Genomic DNA, 24,447 nt, shown 5'->3' with positions numbered 1-24,447 from the left:
CGCGCGCTCGCGCGGCACGGAATCCGTTGCGGTCAGAGCCCGTTGCCCACGAGGAGCGCCAGGTCGACGAGCCGGTTCGCATACCCCCACTCGTTGTCGTACCAGCCGACCACCTTCACCTGCGGGCCGAGGACGCGCGTGAGCCCGGCGTCGAAGACGCAGGAGGCCGGGTCGCCCGCGATGTCGGTGCTGACGAGCGGGGCGTCGGTGGCGGCGAGCAGTCCCTTGAGCGGGCCCGCGGCGGCCTCGGCGTACGCGGCGTTGATCTCCTCGACCGTGGTGGCGCGCGTGGTCGTGACGGTCAGGTCGGTGACCGAGCCGGTGGGGACGGGCACCCGCAGCGAGAACGCGTCGAGGCGGCCCTGGAGTTCGGGAAGGACCAGGCCGATGGCCTTGGCCGCGCCGCTGGAGGTGGGGACGATGTTGAGGGCCGCGGCACGGGCCCGGCGCGGGTCCTTGTGCGGGGCGTCCTGGAGGTTCTGGTCCTGGGTGTAGGCGTGGACGGTGGTCATCATTCCGGCTTCGATGCCGACGGTGTCGTGCAGCACCTTGGCAAGGAGGGCGAGGCAGTTGGTGGTGCAGGAGGCGTTCGAGATGACGGTGTGGCGCCCGGGATCGTACGTGTCCTCGTTCACGCCGAGCACGATCGTCGCGTCCTCGCCGTCGGCCGGGGCAGCGATGATGACCTTCCTCGCGCCGCCGTCGACGTGCGCCCGCGCCTTCGCCGCCGCGGTGAACACGCCGGTGGACTCGATGACCACGTCCGCGCCGAGCTTCCCCCAGGGCAGGTCGGCGGGGTCGCGTTCGGCAAGGACCCGCACGGTCGTGTCGCCGACCCGGATGCCCTCGGGCCCGGAGGTGACCTCGCCGGGGTAGCGGCCGAGGACGGAGTCGTACGCGAGCAGATGGGCCATGGTGGCCACGTCACCCAGGTCGTTCAGGGCGACGATCTCCAGATCCGCTCCGCGGGCGGCCGCCGCCCGGAAGACATTGCGGCCGATCCGGCCGAAGCCGTTGATGCCTATGCGCACAGTCATGGGGCTGTCCCTTCACGCGGCTACGAGGCCTACGGCGCCCGTCGTGCCATGGTTCGACGAGGTCGCGGGGCGCCGACAAGAACATCATAAGCAATTTAATTAAGCGTGCGATATATTTTTGGAGTGGACGACACCATGAAGAACAGCGGGACCCTGGGCAACAGCGAGGGAGACGGCGCCGACGGCGGCCTGGACGTGGAGGCCTTCGCCGCCGCGGTCGAGAACTTCAACCGCTTCTACATCCGCCTGCCGGTCCTGGAGAAGCTGTCGTTCACCACCCTGTCGGTCCTCGACACCCTCGCCTTCGGGGGCGGCCCGCTGCGCCTGAGCGACCTGGCCCGCACCGAGCAGGTCAGCCAGCCCGGCATCACCCAGCTCGTCACCCGCCTCGAACGGGACGGCCTGGTGGAGCGCCACCCCGACCCGAGCGACGGCCGCGCCGTCCTCGTCCACATCACCGAGGCCGGACGCCGCGTCGGCCGGTCCCGCCACGAGGACCGGACCCGTCATCTGGCCCCCCTGATCGCCCAGTTGACCCCGGAACAGCGGCAGTCCATCACCGAGGCACTGCCCGCGCTGACCCGCCTCGCCGAACTCGGACGCGCCCGGCGGTGAGGAGGCGGACTCGGGGAACCCGTCGCCACCGACTCCACGGTCGGACTGCGGCCAGTCCCGGAGTCGCGCGGTCCACTTGGGTGACACCCGCGTACGGGCGCCGGAACCGGGCAAGCGAACGGTGTCCAGGAGCCTGAGAACGACGGGAGGTTGCCGTGGTGCACTCCCCAGGGGAGCAGCGGGTGTGCCGGGAATGGGGGCGGGACGCGCCGACGTCGGCGGCCCAGGCCCGTGCGATGGCACGGGACTTCATGGCGGCCGCCGGCTACGACGACGAGAGACACCGGGACGCCGTGCTCGTCGTGGTGTCCGAGCTGGTGACCAACGCCCTGCGGCACGCCCGCGGGGTGACCGGACTCCGCCTCAGCCACCATGACCGGGGCCTCACCGTCTCGGTCCACGACGCCGGTACCCGGCCACCCCGCACTCTCCCCCTGGACCCGGGCCGCCCCGGCGGCTTCGGCCTCCACCTGGTCCGCGGCCTCACCGAGGGTGTGCGGGTGGAGTGGCGCCCCGGGGGCAAGAACGTCTGGGCGACGGTGCCGCAGCCGCGCGCCGGGGAGCGGTGAGCGGCGCGCGCCCATACCCGATCATGGTCGTATGACAGCCTTCTACCACGTGTGCTTCGCGGTCCCGGACATCGAACGGGCGATGCGCGACTTCCAACGGGCGGCCGGGGTCGAATGGAGCGCCCCCGCGTCGGACCGGATCGGGGAGTGGGACTTCCGGATCGTCTTCACCACGGGCGGCCCGCCGTTCATCGAGCTGATCGAAGGCCCTGCGGGCAGCCCGTGGGACGCCTCGGCGGGAGCCCGGTTCGACCACATCGGCTTCTGGTCGAGCGACGTCGAGCAAGGCTCGCGACGCCTGCGGGACCAGGGCCTGCCGACGGACTTCTCCGGCTGCCCGCACGGCCGCCCGTTCGCCTACCACCGCGTGGACAGCATCGGCGCCCGCGTCGAACTCGTCGACCTCGGCCGTCAGGCGGCGTTCCTGGCCAAGTGGAACCCGGGCGGTGACCCGATGCAGGCCATCGACGAAGGTTCTCCGGGCTGAGCCGGGAGCCGGCGCCCGGCGGCGGACATCCCTCTGCCCCCGCTGTCGACCGCGGGGGCAGAGGCAGGGAGCTCACTTCCGAACTCTCCCGGGAGCAGCCCGGTCGGTGGACTCGCCACGGGCCGGGTTTCCCGGCTGAGCGGGGTCAATCTTCGAGGTCGCGTCAGGTCGTCCCGGTGGTCTCCAGGTCAGGCCCCGGCGGGCATCAGGCCCGCGCGCAGGCGGCCGATGATGCGCTTGAGGAGGCGGGACACCTGCATCTGGGAGACGCCGAGGCGGTCGCCGATCTCGCCCTGGGTGAGTTCCTCCACGAAGCGCATGTGGATGATCTCCCGGTCCCGCTCGGACAGTTCGCCGATCAGGGGGGCGAGGCTGTTGAAGTCCTCGACGAGTTCGTACGCGGCGTCCTCCTCGCCGATGAAGTCGGCGAGGGCCGCCTCCCCGTCGTCGTTGCCGCCGCCCATGAGCAGCGCGGCGTTCAGGGACGTGGAGGTGTAGCCGTTGGAGGCCTTGCGGGCCTCGATGACCTCTTCCTCGGACAGGGACATCAGCTCGGCCAGCTCGGCGGTGGTCGGGTCCCGGTCCAGCCGGGTCGCCAACTCCTCGGTGGCCTTGACCAGTTCGATGCGCGCTTCCTGGAGTCGGCGCGGCACGTGCACGGCCCAGCTGGTGTCGCGGAAGAAGCGCTTTATCTCACCGACGATGTAGGGGACGGCGAAGGTGGCGAACTCCACCTCGCGCGACAGGTCGAACCGGTCGATGGCCTTGATCAGGCCGATCGTGCCGACCTGGACGATGTCCTCCATCTCGTCGCCGCGGCCCCGGTAGCGCGAGGCGGCGTAGCGCACCAGCGAGAGGTTCATCTCGATCAGCGTGTTGCGCACGTACTGGTGGTCGTGCGTGCCCTCTTCGAGAACGGCGAGGCGGTCGAAGAACTGCCGGGAGAGCACGCGTGCGTTGTGCGGCTCGACGGTCGACGGTGCTTCGATCAGCGGCAGTTCTCCCTCCACGCAGGCCTCGGCCCTTGTCGACCGGATCCCGGACACTGTCGGCCTGCATGCACCCATCGCGGCAGCCACACGATCCACCCTTCTCTCGACGGCACCCCGTGTCACGAACCGGGGACTCAAGACGCGTCTGCCCCTCGCTCCCGGTCCCACACCTCACGATCCGGAATTGGGTCGCGCGCCCTCTTGTGCGTCACCTCGCGATCCGGCCCGCGGCCAGGACCAAGCGGGCGAGTTCGGGGTGGAACACGTCGAAGTGCGCGCCCTGCGGCGGCACTCCACGGCGGACGACCGCCGATGCGTCGACGCTGACGTATCCCGAGCTGGGCAGCGCCTCCTCCGTGAGCGCGTCGGCGAGGGTGAGGGTGGGGCAGCCGTCGACGCCCTGCACCCCGTCGTAGCCGAGCGCGCCCCACAGCCGGTCGGCGCCCACCAGGGAGGGCGACTCGCCGATCATGCGGGAGGCCAGCGGGAACAGCAGGCCGAGCTCCCGGTCGTGGTGCGAGTACGCGCACACCACCGGCCCCGCGACACTCCGTGCCACCCCGGCGAGCGCGCCCCCGCCGCGCATCTGCTGCGGCAGGTGGGCGGCGAAGGCGAAGTGGGACAGGGCCCCCTGAAGCAGGGTCATGGAGGCGGGCCCGCCCGTCGCCTCCTTGAGCCCCCGGGCGGCGTACGCGACGAGCCGCGCCCCGGCGCCGTGGCCGACGAGATGGATCCGTGTGTCCGGCAGCGCCTCGGCGAGCTGTCCGAGCGCGGGGGCGAGCCCGCCCTCGCCGATCATTCCGGCGCGCCGCCTGACGGCGTAGGAGACGACCTGGCACAGAAGTTGGTGCGCCCCGTCCCACAGCCGGTCCAGGGCGCGCCCGGACTCCGCGGAGCCGAACGGGCGGGCGCTGGGGGTCAGCGGGTCGGGACGGGCGAGCCAGTCGGTGGGGGCGTCGGCGGGGCGGGGGCCCGCGGTCTCGGCCTCCGTCAGCGTCCCGGACTTCGACACCGTGGGCGCCTCCGGGCCCCGTCCCGGCTGCTCGATCCGCTCGGGGCGCTGCTCGGCGCGTTCGGCCTCCTCCTGAGCCCGCTCCAGGGCGTGGGCGAGACCTTCGCAGACGTGCGAGGTGCTGTCGAACAGCATCGCCGGGTCGGACTGGGGCAGCAGTTCGTCGCCCATGTCGGTGGCGTAGGCCGCGGCGGGGGCGTGCAGGGGTTCCTCGACGAGGCGCCGCAGCAGCATGCCCACGTCGTCGACGGCGCTGAACTGGCGCGGCCGCTCGTCCACGAGGGAGCGCAGGTCCGCGATGAGTCGGTCCTGGCCGGGGAACGTGCGACGGAGCGCGGACTCGGTGGCGTCGGTGAGCCCCGGCTCCGGCCCGAACCGCATGCCGGGCCAGTGCACGCTCACGAAGCCCGGGCCGTCGCCCGCCGGTCCTTCGCCGCCGTCCGCTGTCCCTTCGGTGAACAGGGCGCGGAAACGCGCGTCGACGTCGGTGGTCGTCTCGGCGTCGTTGTGGGCGGTGTGCGCGAGGAGCACGAGATCGCGGACGCCCGCGGCGCGTGCGGACGCCGCGACCCGCTCGCCCTGCTCGCTGTCCGTCTCGCCCCCGTCCGCGTCGAACTGGAGCGCCCAGGGGGCGCTGGTGGTGTCCGGGTCGTGCGCGGAGTCGCTCATACGTCCCCCCGAGCCGGTGGTGGTCTCCGTCGAGCCGGCGGGTGCCGTGCGCGCAGCAGGCTCGGTCGGGGCCGCCGTGGCCAGGGACGTGGGGCCGGAGCACGGCGGCGGACGGCTGCTTGTGCGCCGGGCGCCAGATGTCGGGTACCCGGCGCCGGCTTCCTGATGCCGAGCGCCAGAACGCATGGCCGGGCGGCCGCGTACCGCCCACCGCGCACGGCCGGCGGTGCCGCAGCAGTCGTCACTCCCCCGCCCCGCCCTGCGAGGTCCGCACCGCCTCGTGTGCCTCGACGAGCATCGCGGTGGTACGCGGGAAGTCGCGCACCTCGGCCCTGAGGACGTCGAGTGCGTGCAGCAGTGACTCCACCGGTACGTGGCGTGCGGCGAGAATGGCCGCGGTCCAGCGCCCGAAGCCGGCGAACAGGCCGGAGTCGTCGACGTACAGGGCGGCGGCGAGGAAGGCGACGATCTGGGCGACGTCGTCGGCGGTGTGCTGGTACTGGGCTTCGGTGTAGTCGAGGAGGGCGGGGAAGCGGGAGCGCAGTCCGGCCAGGGTCGCCCGCACGAGTTGGGGTGCCGAGCGGCTGATCAGCGTGTATTCCTGGTCGAGGAGGTGCTTCAGCGGTTCGTCGGCGGACGGGGCGCCGGGCGGCCGGAGCGGCGGGCCCTCGGTGAGCCGCACGGCCGCGGTGCGGGCGTCCGCGGCCCAGAGGTCGGCGCCGAGCAGTTCGGCGTGGCGCCCGCCGGGCCCGAAGGCGGCGCCGCCCGCGAGCACCGGCACTCCGGCGGCCCGGCAGGCGGATATGGCAGCGTGAGCGGTGGGCAGCCGGGTCGCGAGGGAGCCGGACAAGGCCACCGCGTCGGCGCGGGTGCGGTGCAGATGGGCGATGAGGTGCGCTGTGGGGACCTGCGCGCCCAGGAAGTCGACGCGCCACCCCCGCAGCCTGAGGACCTCGGCGAGGAGCCGCGCGGGCAGGGCATGCCACTCGCCGTCCACGCAGGCGACGGTGATGCGGGCTCGCGCGGGGGTGGCACCGAGCCGGTACGAGGCGGGGGTGTCGCGGAGCCGATGCGGGGCCGGGGCCTCGCGGAGCATCCGTGAAAGTGCCGCGATGACGCGTTCGTTGATGGCGGTGGCGGCGTGCTCCTGGGCGACGGTCAGGTTGTTGACGGCCCACTCCTCGCCCACGCGCCGCTGCACGGCGCCGACCACATCCAGGAGGACGCATTCAGCGTCGAGGCCGTCCTCGAGTGCCCCAAGGGCGGTGTCGGCGGCAGTGGGCTCGTCGCCCGCCATGACCGCGTGCCAGAGCGCGGCAGCCCAGGGGGCGGCCCGTTCCTCCGGGGCGGTGGCCGTGGGTGTCATCAGGATCTCCAACGGGGTGGCCGGCCGCCGGGTCCGGACGGGGCGGGGCGGTTGTCGGGGGCGGGGCGGGATCCGGGCGTGGATCGGCAGGCGCGCCGGGAGCGGGGCGGGTACGGGACCCGGGGCGGGCGGCGCGTCAGTCGCGGGGCGCCTTCCAGGTGACGCGTACGGTCTTCCCGCCGGAGTACACGTACACGTCGAGCGTCGTCGTCAGCGTGGCGGCGAGCAGCATGCCCATGCCGCCGGTGCCGTCGTGGGTGTCGGGGAGGCGCGGCACGGGCGGCTGTTCGCTGGCGTCGTCGATGTCGGCGATCAGGCCGTCGCGGTGCCCGTGCAGGCGCAGCCGCCACCAACCCGTGGCGTGTCTGAAGGAGTTGGTGCACAGCTCCGACACGACGAGCGCCACATCGGCGGCGTCGACGGCGGGGCAGCGCACGGCGGCGTAGGCGCGGGCGGCTCTGCGTGCCCCGCCGATGCCGCAGTCCTCGGCGTCGACCGCGAGGAGCGCGGGACGGTCTCCGGCCGTGGGGCGCCAGGCCCCCTGAACCGTCGCCCGGTCGCACAGCGGGCACGGCGCCGTGACGCCGCGGGCCGCGTCGCGCGCGGTCACGTCCGGGGAGTGGGTCATGGCGCGCACGCCTCCTCGATGGAGCCGCACACAGGGAAGTGCCCGAGGGTGCCCGTCACCCGCAGCAGTTCGCGCAGCTGCCGGGGTATCGGGCCGAGGATCCGCAGGTCGCGTCGGCGGTGGGTGCGGATCAGAATGTTCAGGAGCGTGGAGTCCGCGAACTCGAGCCGGGTCAGGTCCAGGACCAGACGGACCGTCAAAGGGGTTGCCTCCAAGGCGAGTTCGATGTCCGGCTCGTACTCGACGTCCATCTCTCCGATCACCGCCACCACCCGCACCCCACGTCTGTCGTCGGCGTGCATCTCGACCGAGCACTGGGTCGCCGCATCATCATGCGTCCACTGCATTCCGACAGTTTCGACCCGCCGGGCGCGGTCCCACCCCGGCCATCACCCCATGGGGGACCCGTCGAATTCATGTCTGGCGGTAGGGCCTCTTCCGCTTGGCGCGCCGCAACGTTTCAGCACGTCGCGGGGCCCTATGCCGTCACTCCGGCCCGCCGGGCCCGGGCCTGCGCCACGTGGCCCGCGCCCACGGCGAGCACCACGGCGCACAGCGCGAGGGCCGACGTCGCCCAGTTCATCCACACGTAGTCGGGACTGCTGGAGTACGCCGTGCCGTCGTCGCGGACGCAGTCGTAGCCCAGGGGCAGGTAGGAGGCACGGCCGTGGGAGAGGCCGCGGACCGTGTCCTCGTCGAAGCCGTCCTGACAGACCGGGCCCGGCACCGAGTTCGCGCCGTCGCCGACCGCCACGTCGGCCATCAGCACGGCGAAGAACCCCAGGGAGTAGACGGACGCGGCCGCGCAGGCCGCCATCGCCGCGGCACGGCGCAGCAGGTGCACCGGCCAAGGCTCGGGCCGGCCGGGGAGCGCCATCGCCGCGACGCCTACGGCCGCGATGAGCGCGCCGACGGCGCAGAGGGCGGGGACGCCGAAGCCGGCGGTCACGGGTCTCACCGCCTCCCTTGAGGACGCGTCGCCCGAAGCGGCGAGGCTGCCGCTCCCCGGTCCTGCGGGGGCGACGAAGGGAGCGGGGCGACGGTGGGCATAGCCCCACCCCACCAGCCGCACCCCCGGCAAGCTGTGGCGGAAGCCACTCCTCCTGTCACAGCAGTGCCACAGGCCGCACGGTTACCAGGAGTTCGGCGCGCCTCACCGAGCAGGGACGCGCCTCACCGAGCAGGGGCGGCGGCCAGGTGGGTACGGCGACGCGGTACGGCGATGACCACCAGGCCGATGTCGTCGTGGCGGCGCCCGCCGAGCCAGTCGGCCACGAGCATCTGCACCCGCTCGGCGACCGCCTCCGGCGGATGCCCGGCGCACTCCACGAGCGCCGCCCGCAGCCGCTCCTCGCCGAACCTTTCGGTCCCGAGCGGGCCGCCCTTGGCCTCGGTGACGCCGTCCGAGTACAGCAGGCAGGACTCTCCGGGGCGCAGCGTCGTCTCGTACGTCTGCGTGAACACCTCGGGCAGGGCGCCGATGAGGGTGCCGTGGGTCGGGGCGGCGAGGACGTCCCCGGCGCGCCGCACGATGAGCGGCGGCGGATGCCCCGCACTCGTCAGTCGGAGGGTGACGGCGCTGCCGCGGCGGCGGACCGAGGCGAGCACGAGGGTCGCGAAGCGGCTGTGGTCCGCGCCGAACAGGGCGGCGTTCAGGGCGCGCAACAGCCGCTGGTGGTCCGGTTCTAGCTGGTGCAGGGCGCGCAGCGTGGTGCGGATCCTCCCGGTCAGGGCGGCGGCCTCCAGACCCTTGCCGCACACGTCGCCGAGGACGACGTGGGTCTCGCCGCCCGCCTCGGCCGCGGTGCTGATGTCGACGAAGTCGCCGCCGACGCCGAGTTCGCCGTCCGCGGGGCGATGTCCGACCGCGTACTCGACGCCGTCGACGCGGCGCGGCCCGGGCCGCAGCGTGTCCTGGGCGAGCAGTTCGACGACGGCCGTCTGCTCGGCGTGCAGCGTCGCGGCGTTCAGCGCGGCCGCGGCGCGCGCCGCGAAGAGACGGGCGAGGGCCTCGTCGTCCTCGGTGAAGGGCTCCGCCCCGGCCCGGCGCAGCAGGACCAGCGCGCCGAGAGGCGCACCGCGCCCCGGGAGCGGCGTCACCATGAGCGCGCCCGGCGTCCCCGTGCCCCACTCCTCGAAGGCCTCGGCCAGCAGCCACGGCGGCACAGCGGCCGGGTCCAGCCAGCGTGCGGGCACCGGCGGAAACCCCTGCAGCGCTTCCGCGAGACCCGGTACGTCGGCGGGGTCACCGGCGAGCCGCCCGTGGGTGACCTCACCCTGGCGACGGGCGGCGGCCACGGGCGGGCGCGCGCCCCGGCCCGTGCCGACGACCACGGCCGCGTCGGCGAGGTGCCGCGCGGCGAGCAGGGCCGTACTCCCCCTGCACTCCTGGGGGTTGGGGCGGGTGAACAGCTCGTCGGAGACGTCGGCGAGGAAGCGGGCGCGCTCGCTCCCGGTGTGCGGGGCGGAGTGCTCATCGGGGTCGTCGCGCAGCCACCACAGGACGCCCTCGGCGCCGTCCGCCGCGGCGGCCTCGGCCCGCAGGGCACGCCCGGCGATCGCGCCGGCGGCCTCCCGGTCGCGGCGGGCGTGCGCGTCGGCGAGCCAGGGCGGGGCGTGCCGCGCGAGGGAGGTGCCCGCGCCGACGCCGGGGAGCAGGGCGGTCGCCGCGGAGTTGACCCACCGGACGCGTCCGTCGGCCGCGGCGAGGAGGAGGGGCCACGGCGCGGACTGCAGGGCGGCGCTCACCGCCCGCGCGGCGGGCTGCTCGGTCGGGGTCCTGGTGTCTCGCCTCACGTACCGGAACGCCGTGCCTCGTGGGCACGCGTTCCCCTCACCCTCTCGTCACCCCTGCGATACCCCTTCGCTCCTTGAACGACCGCGCCCCTTCCGTGTCGTCGAACGGTCCCGCTCGGTCCGCGCACCGCCGCGGGCCGGCCACAGCACGGCCCCCGCCCGAGCACGGCCACACGTTCCCGCGTCACAGACGCCGACGATCCTCCAGATGAGCGCTCCGCACAATCCTCACGATCGGGCTCCTGCGCACACACCGGTCACCGCCCAGGCGGAATGATCACTTCGGGCGACGGTCCGAAAATTCCTTCGAGTTTTGACCATCCACGGCTCGAAAGGTTGCACGCGACACGCGTGGCGATCAACACAATGATGGAGATGCCGTGAAGACCGTATTGTCATCGCGTTCACATCTCTCGCCGGGCACCACTTCTGACCCGGCATCATCCCGTGGGGGGATCCATGCGACACCGCACTCGCGTCGCCGTGCTCGGCTCGGCTCTGGCTGTGGCCGCGGTCGGCTTCGCCGCGCCCGGCGCCGTGGCCGCGCCGTCCGGCGACGTCACCGTCGACAAGGTCGTCGTGAACGGCGGCAACCCGATCGTGCTCGGCACCACCGCGGGCAAGACCTTCACCGTCTCCGTGACCGCGTCGGACGACTCGGGCATCGAGAGCGCCGACATCACGCTGTTCGGCGGCGGCTCCAGCGTCGCCCTGCCGCAGGGCAACCCGAAGTGCGTGGCGGACAGCACGACGACGTCGACCTGCACGGCGAAGTTCACGCTCGACCCGGACACGGACTTCTTCAACAACAGCCCGGCCGGCACGTGGTACGTCGACGCCCTGGTGACGGCGAACGACATCGACACCATCTCGGCGGAGAAGGCCGGTTCCTTCAAGGTCCAGCGCCAGGCCAAGCTCACGGTGAACGCCTCGCCGGAGCCCATCAAGAAGGGCAAGACGCTCACCGTCACCGGCGCCCTGACCCGCGCCAACTGGGAGACCGGCAAGTACGCGGGCTACACCGGCCAGTCCGCGAAGCTGGAGTTCAAGAAGAAGGGCACCACGGCCTACACCGCGGTGAAGGCCGTCAAGACCGACAACAAGGGCAACCTGAAGACCACGGTCAAGGCCTCCGTCGACGGCAGCTACCGCTGGACCTTCGCCGGCAACACGACGACGTCCTCGGTGAAGGCCACCGGCGACGCCGTCGACGTGCGCTGAATCTGATCGCTCGGCAGTAGCACGCTCGGTCTTTCGCCGGGCTCGCGTGGATCCACGCGAGCCCGGCGATCGCGTTCCGCCACGGCGCCGACGGGGAGTTACTGGCCCGAGGCCCAGCGCGCCCCTCCCCGCAACAAGCCGCGGCCTGCGCAAGCACCCGAGCCAGGGGACGCTCGACGACCGTGCGCGCAGCCAGCCGCCGAACAAGTCCCGATGTGCACACCGCCCACACCCTTGACGCGGACACGACTATCGGTATGGTCTAGTCCAACGAAGCGGAATCCCGTTGTCCGGCGGGCAGTTGGCTGCCCACACCCACCGTCCGGCCTGCGGCGGCCCGCGCTCCGGCACGCGGACCGAACCCCACATCCGCACTTCACACCGCCGTTCTTCGGCGTCCCCCCATGGAGTGAGCCATGCGATCTCGCATACTCGGACTACTGACCGCCACCGCGTCCGCCGCCGCGCTGATGACGTTCGCGTCGCCGGCGTCGGCCGACAAGACGGACAAGGCCGACGCGTCCTCGTCCGGCAAGACGGCCGCGGCGTTCATCGTCAGCGAGTCCCAGTTCAACCAGATGTTCCCGAGCCGGAATCCGTTCTACACGTACAACGGCCTCACGGCGGCGCTCAGCGCGTACCCCGGCTTCACGAACACCGGCAGCGACACCGTCCGCAAGCAGGAGGCCGCCGCCTTCCTCGCCAACGTCAGCCACGAGACCGGCGGTCTGGTCCACATCGTGGAGCAGAACCAGGCGAACTACCCGCACTACTGCGACAAGACCCAGCCCTACGGCTGTCCGGCGGGCAACGACAAGTACTACGGCCGCGGCCCCATCCAGCTCAGCTGGAACTTCAACTACAAGGCCGCGGGCGACGCCCTCGGCATCGATCTGCTGCACAACCCCGACCTGGTCCAGAACGACGCGGCCGTCGCCTGGAAGACGGGCCTCTGGTACTGGAACACCCAGAACGGCCCCGGCACGATGACCCCGCACGCCGCCATGGTCAACGGCGCCGGATTCGGCGAGACCATCCGCTCCATCAACGGCAGCCTGGAGTGCAACGGCGGCAACCCGGGGCAGGTCCAGAGCCGCATCGACAAGTACAAGGCCTTCACGCAGGTCCTCGGCGTCAACCCCGGCTCCAACCTGAGCTGCTGAGCACCCCCGAACACCGAAGCGTCGGCGGCCCCTTTCGGCCGCCGACGCTTCACGTCGTTCTCCAGCGCCTCCGCGCCGTCGGCGTTCAGGCGTCGGCGGGTCCGTAACCGCGCTTCCCGCGCCGGTACGCGATCTCCCCCAGCACGATGTCCACGGCCAGGAACGCCACCAGCGGAATGCCGAGCAGCGGCACGAAGTAGCCGAGCACCGCGACCGCGGCCATCAACGGCACCAGGACGTACGCCGGGACGTGCTGCCAGGCGCCGCGCGGCAGCGGGCGGCCGAAGGCGCTGCCCCGTCCGCGCTGCCACCACATGCGGTAGCCCCACACGATCAGCAGGACCAGACCGAGGGCGACGGCGCCGAGGAGCACCTGGTTGGCCAGACCGAACAGGGTGCCGCTGTGCGCGTCGATCCCCCACCGCGTCAGCTTGGCGAGCAGCGGGTAGTCGTCGAACCTGAGTACGTCGAGGACCATCCCGGTGGCCGGATCGACCGCGGCCGAGTCCTGCTTTCCGGGCAGTCCACGCTGGATCTCCTTGACGACGTACGCGGACGAGGCGTCAGCGGGCGGCACGACCTCCACCGGACCGGAGATCCCCCGGCCACGGGCCGCCGCGAGCACGGCGTCGAGCCCGACGTCCTTCGCGTCGTCCGACGCACCCGGCCTGCCCGCACCGCCCGTGCTACCGGACGCGTTCCCGCCGTGCTCGGCGTGCTCCCCCTCGCCCGCGGACTCCCCGGCGGACGCCAGACTCGTCGACACCGTCGGCGTCGTCTGCCCGACAGCCTCGCGCAGGTCACCGATGCTCTGTCCCGCGTACGCCGACCAGGTGAGCCCCGTCGCCGACAGGAAGATCAGCCCGGCGGCCGTCCAGGCGCCCACCGTTCCGTGCAGCGTCAGCGTGCGGCGGCGGCCCGCCGAGCCCCGCACCTTGCGCAGGGCCCGGCGCCGTCCGAACCACAGCACCAGGCCGCCACCGGCGAGCACCCACAGCCAGCTCGCGGCGATCTCGCTGTAGAGGCGGCCCGTCTCGCCCAGGTGCAGATCGCGGTGGAGCTCGGAGACCCAAGTGCGCAGCGGCAGCGCGCCGCTGGAGCCGTACTGCTCAAGGGCGCCGCGCACCTCGGCCGTGTAGGGGTTCACGAACACGGCGAGGGTGCGCTCGGGGTCCACGCCGGGGACGCCCGACAGCAGCACCCGGGTGGTCTCCCCGTCCCCGGCCGCCGGCCGGACCGCGCTGACCTCGCCCCGCGGGTGGGCCTCGCGGGCCGCGGCGACCTGCCGCGCCACCGGCAGCTTCCGGTCGCCGACGGGCACGGTCAGCTCATCGGCGTACACGATCTTCTCGGCCGTGTACGAACCGGCGTAGAGCAGCCCCGTCACCGCGGCCACCAGCAGGAACGGCGCGATGAGCACGCCGGCGTAGAAGTGCAGGCGCAGGGCGAGCGGCCGGAGCGGGGCCAGGGCCGAGCGGCGCGGGGAGGAGTCCGGGGGTGGGGTCGGTGGCCCGTCGACGGGGGCGGGGGCGGTGGGTGCGGCGGGCATGACGTGCTCTCCTGGGTGCCGGACGGTGGTGCGGGCCCGGTCGGGTGGTGACCTGGCCGGTCCAAGGGTCGAGCGGGCGGGTGAGGGAGTTCCCGGGAGTCTCTGTAACGTGCGTCACGCGTGGGCGGCCTCCGCGCGCGCTCGGCCACGGCGCCCTCGCGCAGGCGGCGAGCCGGGCCGTGCGGTGGTGTGACCTCGCGATCTTCATTTGAGATGGGGTGGCCGAGAACCGCGTTCCTCATCAAGCGATGCGTGAACAGGGGTAGTTGGCAGGGTGAAATCCACGCGACGATGGCACCTATGACCGCGGCACAACGCGCCATGACCGAGCTGGAGTCGTGGCCGAACCTCGTAAGTGGCTTTCCTCGGTGCGCTGTCGGACGTTCCTTCGGGATCGTGGGGGCGCCGGGACCGACGGGCTACGACATCGTCCACTTCCACTCCGACGGGGCGGCCGACGTGTGTCTGACCCGTGCGGCCGTCGACCGGCTGCGCCCGCAGCTGGCCCACAGCTCCGCGATCCGGGTGCGCCCCGGGGCGTCGTGGATCACCGTGCTCCTCGACTGCGACATCGACGTCGCGCTCCTCCTGACGTTCGTCAGCGTCGGGCTCAAGGCGCACGACGACGACCTCGCCGCGGCGGACCGCGCGGGCCGGGGCGGCGCGTTCGCCCACTCCCCCGCCCCTCCCTGCGACTGGGAACCGCTCGCGTTCCGCCAGCCGGCGGCCAAGGTCCCCGCCCCGGCCGGACCGCCCGACGTCGAACGTCGCGGCATCCTCGCTACGTGGAAGGCGGTGGGCCGGCTCATCCCGCACGGCCACTGAGGCCCCGCACGGGCAGTCGACGACGGCGCGGAACCCGCCGGATCGTCGGACCGCCCACGCCGAGCCGACATCAGGCCGTCCACCGCGCCCGGCGGTCCGTCCCGCCCGGGCGCACACTCATGTCCGGGCCCCGGCCCCCCGGACCCCCGGACCCCCGGGCGCCACGGGCGCACAGGCCCCCCAGCCACACCCTCGAGCACGTCCGAGCGGCACCCCGCATCACCCCGCCGCACCCGGGACGTCCTCGCCCACGCCCCCGCAACGCGCCGTTTGGGAAACTCTCCCGCTCCTGCGGCCCGGCACGCTCCCCACCTGCACGGACGGAGCATCGACTTCACGCCATCCGTGCCGAACGCCCAGCTCAACGGTCCATCAATGCGCTTGTCGGACCGACACGTTCGTATGATCGTCGGTGACCTCGTGGCCCGGTCCGATGTTGAGCACCGCGAGACGGCCGCAGCGGCTGTTCTCCCGGGTGTCGGCCCGCCCCCGCCGGGCGGTGCGCGGACCCCGGCAGGGCGAGGGATCAAGGAGCACGCAGTGAAGAGCAGTTGGACGCGCAAGGCCGCACGCGGAGTACTGGTGGCTGCGGTGTGTGCCGTGCCGTTCGCCCTGTCGACGGGCGCGGCACACGCCGACGAGACCCACCACAGCGGCTCCCACAACGGCCCCGTCATCGGGCTGATCAACACCGGCCAGATCGACGACCCGATGGAGGACGTGCTCGAGCACACCCTGAACTTCGGCGACGGCTACCGCTGGGACTGACCGGCCCCCGCACCCGTCCGCGCCGCGCCCGACGCCCCGGGACGGCGCGGCGCGGACGGACCCGCCTCACTTCCAGCCGTACGCGTACGCGGCGACCCAAGTGACCTCGAGCTGCGCGCTGCTGCCCGGCGCCGCCGTCGGACCCTCCAGCGCGCTCTCGTTCTGCAGCACCCAGGACAGCGGACGGTCCGGCACGTTCCGGGTGTCGTGGCCCACCTGACGGCCGTCGACGAAGAAGCGGACGTGGCCGGGCGTCCACTCCGTCGACACGGTGTGCCACTCTGTCCAGTCGTCGGCACCCTGGAACGAGCCCTGTTCGCCGCCGCCGCACGGGTGGTGGAAGGCGCTCAGGGAGCCCGTCCACTCGCCCTCGGGGTGGTCCATCTCGCAGCCGCCGCCGTAGTGCAGCCACGCCGACTTGTAGCCGGGCGCCAGCTTGGTGACCTTGATGCGCGCGCTGTACTTGCCATACTTCATCTGCATCACGGCACGCGGTACGACGGCCGCCGCGTGCACGGGCCCGCCGTCGTCGGGCCGCCACATCCGGATGCGCATGCGCCCGTCGCCGTTCTGCGCAGGGCCCACGCTCACCGTGTCCTCGGGGTGGTAGACGCCGACGACGGAACGGTCCCGGTCGTTGGCCGTGTCGCGCCACCCCGTCGGGTACGCCCACCAGTTGTCGCGGTACGAGCCGCGCAGGCCGCCGCAGTACGCGGCGGAGGTGTCGACGTGGTGGTCGCAGTCGCTGAACGAGCCGAGCGGCACCCGGTCGCCGTCGAAGTCCTCCGCGAGGACCTGCCAGAACGGGCCGCAGTCGCCGCGCGGCAGTGCGGTGCCCGTGGTGCGGCAGTGGTCGGCCGAGCGCGGTGCCCCGTCCGCGCGCGGGATGCCCAGCAGGGCCGCGAGGAGTGCGGCGGCCACGGCGGCGACCAGTGTGGGTCTGCGGGTGCGCGGCGCTGCGTGTGTGCCCATCGCGGTGCCCTTCCTCCCGACCGGCCCCGGGCGCGGTGCGGCGGCCCGGGGGCCACGCATCCTTGCGGTGCGGGAGGGAAATGGCCAGAGCGCGGCGGGCGTCGGCGGGGGCGTGCGGTGGTGGGGTTCCGTACGTCGTCCCGCGGGAGTCCGCGCGGCCAGACCCACCGGACAGGCCCTAGGGCGTGCACGGCGGCCCCCGGAGGCCCGGTCGGCACCCGGCCTATCCTGGCGGGGTGATCGATCTTCCGCTCTCCGCCCTAGAGGTGTCCATCGTCGAAGCCGGCACCACCCCTGCCGACGCGCTGGCCAACTGCCGGCACAGTGCGCAGGAGTTGAGCCGGCTCGGCTACCACCGGCTGTGGTTCGCCGAACACCACCACTCACTCGCCATCGGCGCCTTCCCGCCGGCGCTCCTCGCCGCCCACACCGCCGCCACCACGACCGGCCTCCGGCTCGGCTCCGGCGGCGTCCTCGCCCCCAACCACGCCCCGATCACCGTCGCGGAGCAGTTCGCCACGCTCGCCACCCTGCATCCCGACCGCATCGACCTCGGCATCGGCCGCGGTCCCGGCACCTTCCACGAGCCCACGGCCCGGGCGCTGCGCCGCGGCGCCGACCCCGCGACCGACGACGAGTACCGCAGCGACGTGGCGGCGACCCTGGACCACCTGCTCGACGTCGGCATCGGTGAACTGCCCGAGCCGTGGCTGCTCGCGTCCAGCGACGCGGGCGCCGAGGTCGCCGCCTCGCTGGGCCTGCCGATCGCGTTCGCGCACCACATCCGGCCCGACAACACCCTCGCGGCCCTGAAGCGGTACCGGGACGCCTTCCGGCCCTCGCGCTGGAGCGACGCCCCGCGCGTCCTGGTGTGCGTCGAGACGGTGTGCGCGGACACCGAGGAGCGCGCCGCGGAGCTGGCGAGGCCCATGGACATCATCAAGGCGGCGATCCTCCAGGGCCACCCCGACCAGCCGTTCCCCACGCCCGCCGCCGCGGCCGCCCACCGGTTCACCACCGAGGAGGAGCAGGCGCTCGGGGCGTTCGTCGCCCAGCAGGCCCGCGGCACCCGCGACACGGTCGAGGCCGCGCTCACCCGCATCGTCGAGGCCACGGGCGCCGACGAGCTGATGACCGTCACCCCCGTCCACAGCACCCCCGACCGCCACCGGTCCTTCGCCCTCGTACGCGACCTCGTGCGCCGCGGCTGACGCACGGACGCGGCGACCCGGATGTACCCGGGGCGCCGCGTCCGCTCGTACGTCCCACCTCGTACGTCTCTGAAGGGGACCCTCGGCGCGGGCGTGGGTCGGTCAGACCGCGCGCCACAGCGACGGCGCCGACGGCGGTTCCCAGCCGCGCTGGGCCGTGTGGCCCTGGAGGCACACGTAGGCGCGGCCGTCGTGGGTGACGCGGTCGCCGGCCTGGTAGCCGGTGCCGATGGCCCAGGTGCCGCCCGGGGGCTGGGTCGGGGGGTCGGTGGGCCCGGGGGTCTGGGGCACCCGCAGGACGAAGTCGAAGTCGGCCTCCTTGGTGTTGCCGACGTCCCGTACGTTCATGAGCAGCCGGGCGTCGAAGATCGGGTCGGTGTTGTTGCGCGGCTCGTTCGGGAAGTACAGCTGGGTGGTGAGGACCGGGCGTCCCGGCGCCTGCAGCTTCACGTGCAGATGGCGGGTGCGGCCGGGGTAGAGGCCGGGGAAGATCGTGGTGAGCGTGAACGCGCCGCGGGCGTCGGTGAACTGGTGGCCGCGCATCCGGAAGCCCACGTTGTCGTAGGCGCCGCGGGCGTCGGCCTGCCAGAAGTCGAGGAGCACCTGCGGGATCGGCAGGCAGGCCAGGCCGAACACATAGCCGGTGACGGTGAGCCGGGTGCCCTGGGTGCCGGGCTCGATGAGCGAGGTGCGCCGGGGCGAGTTGGGTTTGAAGTAGGGGCCCTCCGTCTGGGGTGGTGTCGGGTCGTCGCCGTCGTCGCAGGACGGGGTGACCTCGGGGGCCTTGCCGCTGCCCGCGCTGGTGCGGGCGAGCGCGGGGACGCCCATCATCGCCACCGGCGCGGCGACACCCGCGGCCAGGGCGGCGCGGAGCACCGTCTTGCGGCTGGGGCCCGGGCGCGGGGCGGGCGTGGGCGGGTCCGTGGGCTCGCCGGTCGGGGCGCCGCTGATGTCGTGCCCGTTGGTGGGCGTGTCGCCGTCCATCGCTCCTCCTGGGTGGGGGGTGGGGATCGGCTAAGAAGCTATGTGGCGGGCCCGGGCGGGGCGATGGACGCAATGCGGTGGTCGTGGTGAATATCGCCACCGCCGCGGCGGAAGTCGCCGGGAGTGGCGCCGGTCTCGCGGCGGAAGAAGCGGCAGAAGTACGCGGGGTCGCCGAATCCCACCCGGTCCGCTACCTGACGTACCGTCAGATCAGTGCAGGCGAGCAGGCGTTTCGCCTCGTGCACCCGGGCCTGGCGGAGCAGCTCGCCCGGGGTGCGGCCCATGGCGGCCTTCACCGCCTCGTTGAGGTGGCTCACCGAGACCCCGAGGTGTCCGGCGCAGTCGCGCACGGACCAGGGCAGCGCGCGGGCCGTGCTCACCAGGGCGACGAACCGGGCCGCCGCGGGGGCGGGGCGGGCGGCCTCCGGGGCCGGGGCACCGTGCGGGTGCGGGCGGCCGGGGGCGGGGAGGCGGCCGGCGCGCACCACGAGGATGTGCAGGAGGGCGCGCAGGACGCCGCCGAAGCCCTCGGCGCCGGTGCGGTACTCGTGGTCCATCTCGGCGACGAGGCGCGCGGCCCAGTCCGCGTCCCGCTCGGGCAGTTCCAGCCAGGGGCGGCGGCCGAGGCGGCGCAGCAGGGCGCGGTCGGCGGGGTGCTCCAGGAGGAAGTCGTCGGTGAACACGACGACACAGCCCTCCAGGCCCCGCACGCCGTCCCAGTAGTGCACCTGCCCGGGCGCGATGAAGCACAGGTGGGGCGGCCGGAGGGTGAAGCGTGTCAGGTCGACGACGTGGCTGCCGGTGCCGCCGGTGACGAGCACGATCTCGTGGAAGGTGTGCCGGTGCGGGAAGGAGGCCCGGGACATCGGGCCGATGGTGTCGAAGGTGCCGATGGCGAAGGGCAGCGTGTTGGGCATCGGCACCTCGAGGCGGTGGATCGGCAGGCCGCCCACGCCGGGGTCGCTGCCGTTCTCCTGACTCGTACCGGGCAAGACCGTCGACCCGCGCATGCGTAGGCTCCCCTCACCGACCGGGACACCGACCGCGCGCCGCTCGCCGTGCCGGCGCGCGACCCGGGCACGCTTGTCAGGTCCATACCATTCGATGGTCCACGATGACATGGCCGGGGGCACGCACCCACCGGTTCTCAGGCCAAGTTGGGCGCCCAGGGCGCTTGTTGCGCCGGTCGGCGGCGAAGTGGCGCGTCCTGTCGACGGGAAAGCGTCAAGAGAGCGCTGCTCGGTGTCGCGGAGCCGGGACATGTGCGGAGCCGCCGCCCGGGCGGGGCGGCGGCTCCTGGTCCTGCGCGGGGGGGGTGAGGCATCGGGACAGGGACCGGTCGGCTCGGATCTCTCCCGCGCTTCTCGTTCGTTCGTCTGTCGTCCTCTCCCCCGACCCCGCTCACCCGGCGTGAGCGGTCACGCTGTCACACCTCCACTTCGATGCACACAAGGCGCTTGTCCTTGCGGGCAGTGAGCGCCGCTTCCCACATGGGCTTGACGAACGGCGGTATCAGCGACGCGTCGATCCGCTCCGGGGACGCGAAGCGGTACTGCGCCGCGCCGTCCTCCCGCAGCGTGATGGCGCGCCGCTCCTCGGCGGTGACCTCTCCGGCGTCGAAGATGTAGTACACGCGAGGCATCAAGCCGTCGGAGTCGACCCAGGCGACCACGAGCAGGTCCCCCATCTCGACGTCCAGGCCGAGCTCCGCACGGACCTCCCGGGCGCAGGCGGCGCTCGGGCTCTCCCCCTCTTCGACATGGCCACCGGGAAGGTTCCAGTAGGCCGTGTACATCGGGTTCACCATCAGTACATCGCCATGCTCATCGGCGATGATGGCCCCTGCCGAAGCGGCTAGGGACGTAGCAGTAGCATCCATGGCATCTTCCTGAATTAGCCCCGTCATGGCGTGAGCACGGCTCATCAGGATCAGGTGGCTCGGCGAGCAGGGACCCCACCCCCGCCCAGCGGGAGCGAGGACGGGCGTCGCTCGCTCCCTGCAGCGGCGGGCTCCCCCGGGCAGGGGCTCCCTTCGTCCCGTTCGGGACCTTGACCGCTGCCTTTCCTTGGGCCGCACCACCAAGGAGCTGAGGGTGCCGATTGGTGTCGTCACCTGTTGATCGCTCCTCCCCGCCCCACCGCGGCCCCGGTACGGGCCACGACGGTCCTGGCATCACCTGACGAAACGCTCGTTCCATTCGCAGGGGCCGACCAATCCCCGACAACGACGACGCAGTTGGGCGGGCACCCAGCGTACGGCGACGCGGCACGAAGGCCGATCGGGGCATGAGCAGGACCGATGACTCGTCGTCGGGCTTCCCCCGCCCCCACGCGGGAACCCCGAAACAAGGTCATGCGGACGAATGGAACATCCGGGCAGGCTTCCTTCCCCGTCAGAACCGGCCTGCCCCCGGCCCTGGCGTGAGACAGATCCTGATGCACTATCACAGGCGGTGTCAACGATTGAGAACGACGCATGTCATGGGCGTGCGCCTCAAATGAACCCGCGAACGCACCGCCGAGGCGTCCTCAATGCACCACAACGCGCGTAGCGCACCCGCGCTACGGACGCCCGCCGCCACCCTCGGGACCACCGCCGGCCCGGCGTCCCTGAATCACCTTGACCAGTTCGTCCAGGGCCGGAAGCAGGTCCCTCAGCGTGTCGATCTGGGCGCCGTCCGCCGTGCTGCGCAGGGCCACCGAACGCGCGCCTAGCTCCTGCAGGACCGCGTGCGTGGCGAGTTTCGGCAGGTCCTCGTTGACCATCCGGCGCAGGTACGCGATCAGCGCGGCGCCCTCGGTGCGGGAGCAGAAACCCTCCGGCGCCCGGAAGAAGAGCTCTAGACGCGCCGCGTGGTCGTGGTTCGCGCCGCGCTCGCCGTTGAGGAGGTTCGACACGTGCTGCGCCGAGATGCCGGTCGCCCGCGAGATCTCCCTGAGACCGTAGGGCTCCTTGCCCGCGGGGGTCTCCTTGAGCCGGGTCCGCTGCAGGAAGCGCAGGCGCTGCTGGAACAGCGCCTTGCGGAAGCCCTCCCGCGCGTTCTTCTCGCGGGGCTCCTCCTCGGGGAGTTCACCGGCGAGCAGGGCCCGCACCCGCTCCGGCTCGATGCCGGTCGCGCGGGAGATGAGCACGACGTCCAGCAGGCGGCCGCGCGAGGTGCCGAGACGCAGGGCGTAGGCGTCCACGTCGGCGAGGAGACGGGCGATGTCGTGTCCGGGCGCCGGTTGGTGGTCGGCTGCGTTCACCTGAAGGTCTCCATGGGCCACGGAACTCGTTGGGACGCCCTGAGAGTAGCCGCCTCAACCATCCCCGGCCAGCGTCGTCTTCAATTGTTGACACGTGCCCGGACCGTACGGTGTTCGGCCCGGTGACGGGAATCGCCGCCCGACCAGCGCCTCGGTCCAAATTCCGGACTCTCGCCGTCCGTTGGCTGACACACGGTTTCGCCGAACCGTTACGTCACCAGCCTGATACTGTCCCTGCGCAGGTCAACGGGCACAGGCCCGTCACGTAGGGAGCGGGGAGCGTGAACGGCCTATGAAGGGCGCCAGCGCACGGGCACAGGTCCCGTGTCTCGCGGAACCGGAACGAAGAGCGGCGACGGTGCGACGGGCTCGACCGGCCCGAAGAGCCGTGCCACCACCGGGCGTCGGGCGCGCCCTGCCCGCCACCGAACCGAGCCGGGAGAGCTGACCCGTGCCGACCGTCGGCGCCCCCGCCGTGTGGTGTCACACCGGCCGGGCGCGCGTCGCCGACGTCTCGCACCGCGTCCGCTCCGCCGTGCGCAAGCACTGTGCCTGGGCGAGGGCACGCCGACGGGCCATCCGCATCATCCACGACGACCTCGGTCTGCGGCCCGGCCAGGGGCTGCAGACGCTCCTCGACACCGTCGCCCACGAGCGCGGCCGGGCCATCGTCGTCCAGCGGCTGCCCCTGCCCTCGCACATCAGCGGGTTCTGCGTCCAGGGTGAGACCGAGGACACCATCGTCATCACCGCCAACACCAGCGAGCGGCAGGGCCTGCACGTCCTGTTGCACGAGCTGTACCACGTGCTCAGCTCCAGCCCCGCGGACGTCGACGCGCACGCCGTCACGGCCTGCGACCTCATCGAACCGCACGTCGTCGCCGAGCAAATGCCCTCGCTGCCCGCCGACGTGGTCCGGGAGGTGCTGACGCGGCCCGTGCAACTGCGCACCGGCTACGAGGAGGACGAGGAGTGGTCGGCGGAGGTGTTCGCGACCGTAGGCATGCTGATGCTGGCCCTCGATGACGACGACGGCCACACCACGCCGTTCGCCTCCTTCGCCGGCCGGCGCTCCGATCCGTGATGTGGCAGGCGACCCTGACGGCGGTCGGTCCGGCCGCCGCCGCCGTCACCCTGTTCCTGGGCACCGGCAAGGCGCTGGCCGCCCGGCGCGAACCGGCGGCCCTGCGCAAGGTCTCCGCCTCGTCCTTGGTCCTCGCGAGCGTCATCCTCCTGCTCGCCACGCCCGCCGTGTACCGCGCCGTCGACACCGCGTTCGGAGCGCCTCATCTGTCCGCCCTGCTCGTGAACACCGCGGGGCTGCTGTACATCGGCCACACCCAACTGATGGCGGTGTTGTGGCATCCCGAGCGCCGGACGGGCGGCACGCCGCGGCGCACGGTCCTCGCCTGGGCCCCGTTCTACGCGGCCACGGTCGTCGCGATGGCAGTGCTCTACGCCCGGGCCGAACCGAGCGGCGAGGCACGTCCCCTGCTCTTCGCCCCGGACTATGTGCGCAGCCCGGACGCCGTGGCGTTCCACCTCGTGTACTTCGCCATGCTGACCGCCGTCGTCACGAGCACCGTGCGGCGCTGCCGCAGGCTGCTGACCTCTCTCGGCCCCCCGCTCACTCCCGGACTGCGGCGGTGCGCCCGTGAGTTCGCACTGGCCGTAGCCCTGGACATGCTCCACGTCCTCTGCGTCCTGACGGCGATGGCCGGCGCGGCGGGTGGCCTGCGCCTCGACGGCTTCGCCGAGGCCGCATGGCTGGCCACCGCCGCCAGGGGCCTCGTCGCCAACTACAGCCTGGTCCGTCTCTCGGTCACCGCGCGCAGGCGGGAGCGGCGCGACTACCAGGCCCTGCGCCCGCTGTGGCAGACCGTCGTGCGCGCCGACCCCCAACTCGTCCTCGCCCCCGGCCTCCTCTGGAGCGGCTGGGACACCCGGATCGCCCTGTCCCGCAGGCTCGTCGAGATCCGCGACGGCGCCCGCAGCCTCAGCCCCTGGATGAGCAGCGCGCCCGCCCGGGCCGTGGACCAGCTGGTGCGGCGCGGGTTCGTCGGCTTCGACGTCGTGGCGGCGCAGGCGGCGGCGACCCTCCTGTACGCCGCCGAGGCGCGCGGCCGCGGACTGCCTCCCACCGACACCGACATGCTGCTCGCGGCGCTGCCCGGGGAGGACGTGCCCGCCGCCGCGGAACGCGACCATCTGGTCCTGGTCGCGCGCCACCTCAGCCATCCAGTGGTGCTCGAGGCGCTGGTACACGCGCGGCGGATGGCGGCGGCTCCGGAGGCGCGGGGGTAGGGCGGGGGCGCGGCGGACCTGGAGGCACGGCGC

24 protein-coding genes are annotated in these 24,447 nt (G+C 73.0%); 10 read left to right on the top strand and 14 right to left on the bottom strand.

Features of this window, described 5'->3' with window-relative positions; translation table 11 throughout:
- Positions 1-32: 32 nt before the first annotated feature.
- Positions 33-1,037, bottom strand: coding sequence for a type I glyceraldehyde-3-phosphate dehydrogenase (gene gap, locus OO63_RS02460; protein WP_030356863.1), 1,005 nt, complete (start codon positions 1,035-1,037; stop codon positions 33-35).
- 123 nt (positions 1,038-1,160) lie between these two features.
- Between gap and OO63_RS02455 the strand changes: the two genes are divergently transcribed.
- The 3 genes from OO63_RS02455 (at position 1,161) to OO63_RS02445 (ending at position 2,708) form a co-directional block, all read left to right on the top strand.
- A complete protein-coding gene (locus OO63_RS02455; RefSeq protein ID WP_234311052.1) occupies positions 1,161-1,652 on the top strand; it encodes a MarR family winged helix-turn-helix transcriptional regulator in 492 nt (163 codons plus the stop codon).
- 155 nt (positions 1,653-1,807) lie between these two features.
- On the top strand, positions 1,808-2,221 hold the full coding sequence (locus tag OO63_RS02450; RefSeq protein WP_125262656.1) for an ATP-binding protein: 414 nt from the start codon (positions 1,808-1,810) through the stop codon (positions 2,219-2,221).
- A 31-nt stretch (positions 2,222-2,252) separates the two neighbouring features.
- On the top strand, positions 2,253-2,708 hold the full coding sequence (locus OO63_RS02445) for a VOC family protein (RefSeq protein ID WP_030356866.1): 456 nt from the start codon (positions 2,253-2,255) through the stop codon (positions 2,706-2,708).
- A 188-nt stretch (positions 2,709-2,896) separates the two neighbouring features.
- Here the strand turns inward: OO63_RS02445 and OO63_RS02440 are convergent, their stop codons facing one another.
- The 7 genes from OO63_RS02440 to OO63_RS02410 all read right to left on the bottom strand — a co-directional run bounded on the left by OO63_RS02440 (position 2,897) and on the right by OO63_RS02410 (position 10,171).
- On the bottom strand, positions 2,897-3,775 hold the full coding sequence (locus OO63_RS02440; protein WP_051810450.1) for an RNA polymerase sigma factor SigF: 879 nt from the start codon (positions 3,773-3,775) through the stop codon (positions 2,897-2,899).
- A gap of 133 nt (positions 3,776-3,908) precedes the next feature.
- Positions 3,909-5,381, bottom strand: coding sequence for a hypothetical protein (locus OO63_RS02435; RefSeq protein ID WP_033263705.1), 1,473 nt, complete (start codon positions 5,379-5,381; stop codon positions 3,909-3,911).
- A 241-nt stretch (positions 5,382-5,622) separates the two neighbouring features.
- Positions 5,623-6,747: a cobalamin B12-binding domain-containing protein gene (locus tag OO63_RS02430; RefSeq protein WP_030356869.1), complete on the bottom strand. Its 1,125-nt coding sequence runs from the start codon at positions 6,745-6,747 to the stop codon at positions 5,623-5,625.
- Between the two features lie 136 nt (positions 6,748-6,883).
- On the bottom strand, positions 6,884-7,375 hold the full coding sequence (locus tag OO63_RS41975; RefSeq protein ID WP_087888055.1) for an ATP-binding protein: 492 nt from the start codon (positions 7,373-7,375) through the stop codon (positions 6,884-6,886).
- A complete protein-coding gene (locus tag OO63_RS02420) occupies positions 7,372-7,722 on the bottom strand; it encodes an STAS domain-containing protein (RefSeq protein ID WP_033263704.1) in 351 nt (116 codons plus the stop codon). The genes OO63_RS41975 and OO63_RS02420 overlap by 4 nt, the downstream gene beginning before the upstream one ends.
- Positions 7,723-7,853: 131 nt before the next feature.
- Positions 7,854-8,324, bottom strand: a complete 471-nt coding sequence (locus OO63_RS02415; protein ID WP_030356872.1) for a hypothetical protein — start codon at positions 8,322-8,324, stop codon at positions 7,854-7,856.
- Positions 8,325-8,548: 224 nt separating this feature from the next.
- Positions 8,549-10,171 carry a PP2C family protein-serine/threonine phosphatase gene (locus OO63_RS02410; protein WP_199819446.1) on the bottom strand — a complete coding sequence of 541 codons (1,623 nt, stop codon included), beginning with the start codon at positions 10,169-10,171 and terminating at the stop codon, positions 8,549-8,551.
- A gap of 459 nt (positions 10,172-10,630) precedes the next feature.
- Between OO63_RS02410 and OO63_RS02405 the strand changes: the two genes are divergently transcribed.
- Together OO63_RS02405 and OO63_RS02400 are read left to right on the top strand one after the other, a co-directional pair.
- Positions 10,631-11,392, top strand: coding sequence for a hypothetical protein (locus OO63_RS02405; protein ID WP_030356874.1), 762 nt, complete (start codon positions 10,631-10,633; stop codon positions 11,390-11,392).
- 416 nt (positions 11,393-11,808) lie between these two features.
- A complete protein-coding gene (locus OO63_RS02400) occupies positions 11,809-12,555 on the top strand; it encodes a chitinase (RefSeq protein ID WP_030356875.1) in 747 nt (248 codons plus the stop codon).
- Between the two features lie 85 nt (positions 12,556-12,640).
- On the opposite strand, the gene OO63_RS02395 is transcribed toward OO63_RS02400, so the two are convergent.
- The gene (locus OO63_RS02395; RefSeq protein WP_030356876.1) at positions 12,641-14,104 is read right to left on the bottom strand and encodes a PepSY-associated TM helix domain-containing protein; all 1,464 of its coding nucleotides are present in this window, start codon (positions 14,102-14,104) and stop codon (positions 12,641-12,643) included.
- 396 nt (positions 14,105-14,500) lie between these two features.
- On the opposite strand from OO63_RS02395, the gene OO63_RS46530 reads away from it, so the two are divergent.
- Both OO63_RS46530 and OO63_RS02385 read left to right on the top strand, forming a co-directional pair.
- Positions 14,501-14,929 (top strand): luciferase domain-containing protein, encoded by a 429-nt coding sequence (locus OO63_RS46530; protein WP_063750345.1) that lies wholly within the window; start codon positions 14,501-14,503, stop codon positions 14,927-14,929.
- Positions 14,930-15,469: 540 nt separating this feature from the next.
- On the top strand, positions 15,470-15,697 hold the full coding sequence (locus OO63_RS02385) for a hypothetical protein (protein WP_030356878.1): 228 nt from the start codon (positions 15,470-15,472) through the stop codon (positions 15,695-15,697).
- Between the two features lie 66 nt (positions 15,698-15,763).
- Here the strand turns inward: OO63_RS02385 and OO63_RS02380 are convergent, their stop codons facing one another.
- Positions 15,764-16,669: a glycoside hydrolase family 16 protein gene (locus OO63_RS02380; RefSeq protein WP_030356879.1), complete on the bottom strand. Its 906-nt coding sequence runs from the start codon at positions 16,667-16,669 to the stop codon at positions 15,764-15,766.
- 236 nt (positions 16,670-16,905) lie between these two features.
- Here OO63_RS02380 and OO63_RS02375 point away from each other — a divergent pair, with 236 nt between their 5' ends.
- Positions 16,906-17,880, top strand: coding sequence for an MsnO8 family LLM class oxidoreductase (locus OO63_RS02375; RefSeq protein WP_030356880.1), 975 nt, complete (start codon positions 16,906-16,908; stop codon positions 17,878-17,880).
- 102 nt (positions 17,881-17,982) lie between these two features.
- Here OO63_RS02375 and OO63_RS02370 read toward each other — a convergent pair whose 3' ends face one another.
- The 4 genes from OO63_RS02370 to OO63_RS02355 all read right to left on the bottom strand — a co-directional run bounded on the left by OO63_RS02370 (position 17,983) and on the right by OO63_RS02355 (position 22,110).
- Positions 17,983-18,864, bottom strand: a complete 882-nt coding sequence (locus OO63_RS02370) for a dioxygenase family protein (RefSeq protein ID WP_078618787.1) — start codon at positions 18,862-18,864, stop codon at positions 17,983-17,985.
- Between the two features lie 38 nt (positions 18,865-18,902).
- Positions 18,903-19,874, bottom strand: a complete 972-nt coding sequence (locus tag OO63_RS02365; protein WP_030356882.1) for a helix-turn-helix transcriptional regulator — start codon at positions 19,872-19,874, stop codon at positions 18,903-18,905.
- Positions 19,875-20,290: 416 nt separating this feature from the next.
- Positions 20,291-20,743: an NUDIX domain-containing protein gene (locus OO63_RS02360; protein WP_030356883.1), complete on the bottom strand. Its 453-nt coding sequence runs from the start codon at positions 20,741-20,743 to the stop codon at positions 20,291-20,293.
- Between the two features lie 683 nt (positions 20,744-21,426).
- On the bottom strand, positions 21,427-22,110 hold the full coding sequence (locus OO63_RS02355; RefSeq protein ID WP_030356884.1) for a helix-turn-helix domain-containing protein: 684 nt from the start codon (positions 22,108-22,110) through the stop codon (positions 21,427-21,429).
- Between the two features lie 451 nt (positions 22,111-22,561).
- Between OO63_RS02355 and OO63_RS02350 the strand changes: the two genes are divergently transcribed.
- Positions 22,562-23,194 carry a hypothetical protein gene (locus OO63_RS02350; RefSeq protein WP_030356885.1) on the top strand — a complete coding sequence of 211 codons (633 nt, stop codon included), beginning with the start codon at positions 22,562-22,564 and terminating at the stop codon, positions 23,192-23,194.
- Positions 23,194-24,414, top strand: coding sequence for an MAB_1171c family putative transporter (locus OO63_RS02345; RefSeq protein ID WP_030356886.1), 1,221 nt, complete (start codon positions 23,194-23,196; stop codon positions 24,412-24,414). The genes OO63_RS02350 and OO63_RS02345 overlap by 1 nt, the downstream gene beginning before the upstream one ends.
- Positions 24,415-24,447 lie beyond the last annotated feature (33 nt).

The organism is Streptomyces alboflavus (assembly GCF_000716675.1).
Taxonomy (GTDB): domain Bacteria; phylum Actinomycetota; class Actinomycetes; order Streptomycetales; family Streptomycetaceae; genus Streptomyces; species Streptomyces alboflavus.
The sequence above is the reverse complement of the archived record's forward strand: the minus strand, read 5'-3'. Positions and strand labels throughout refer to the sequence as shown.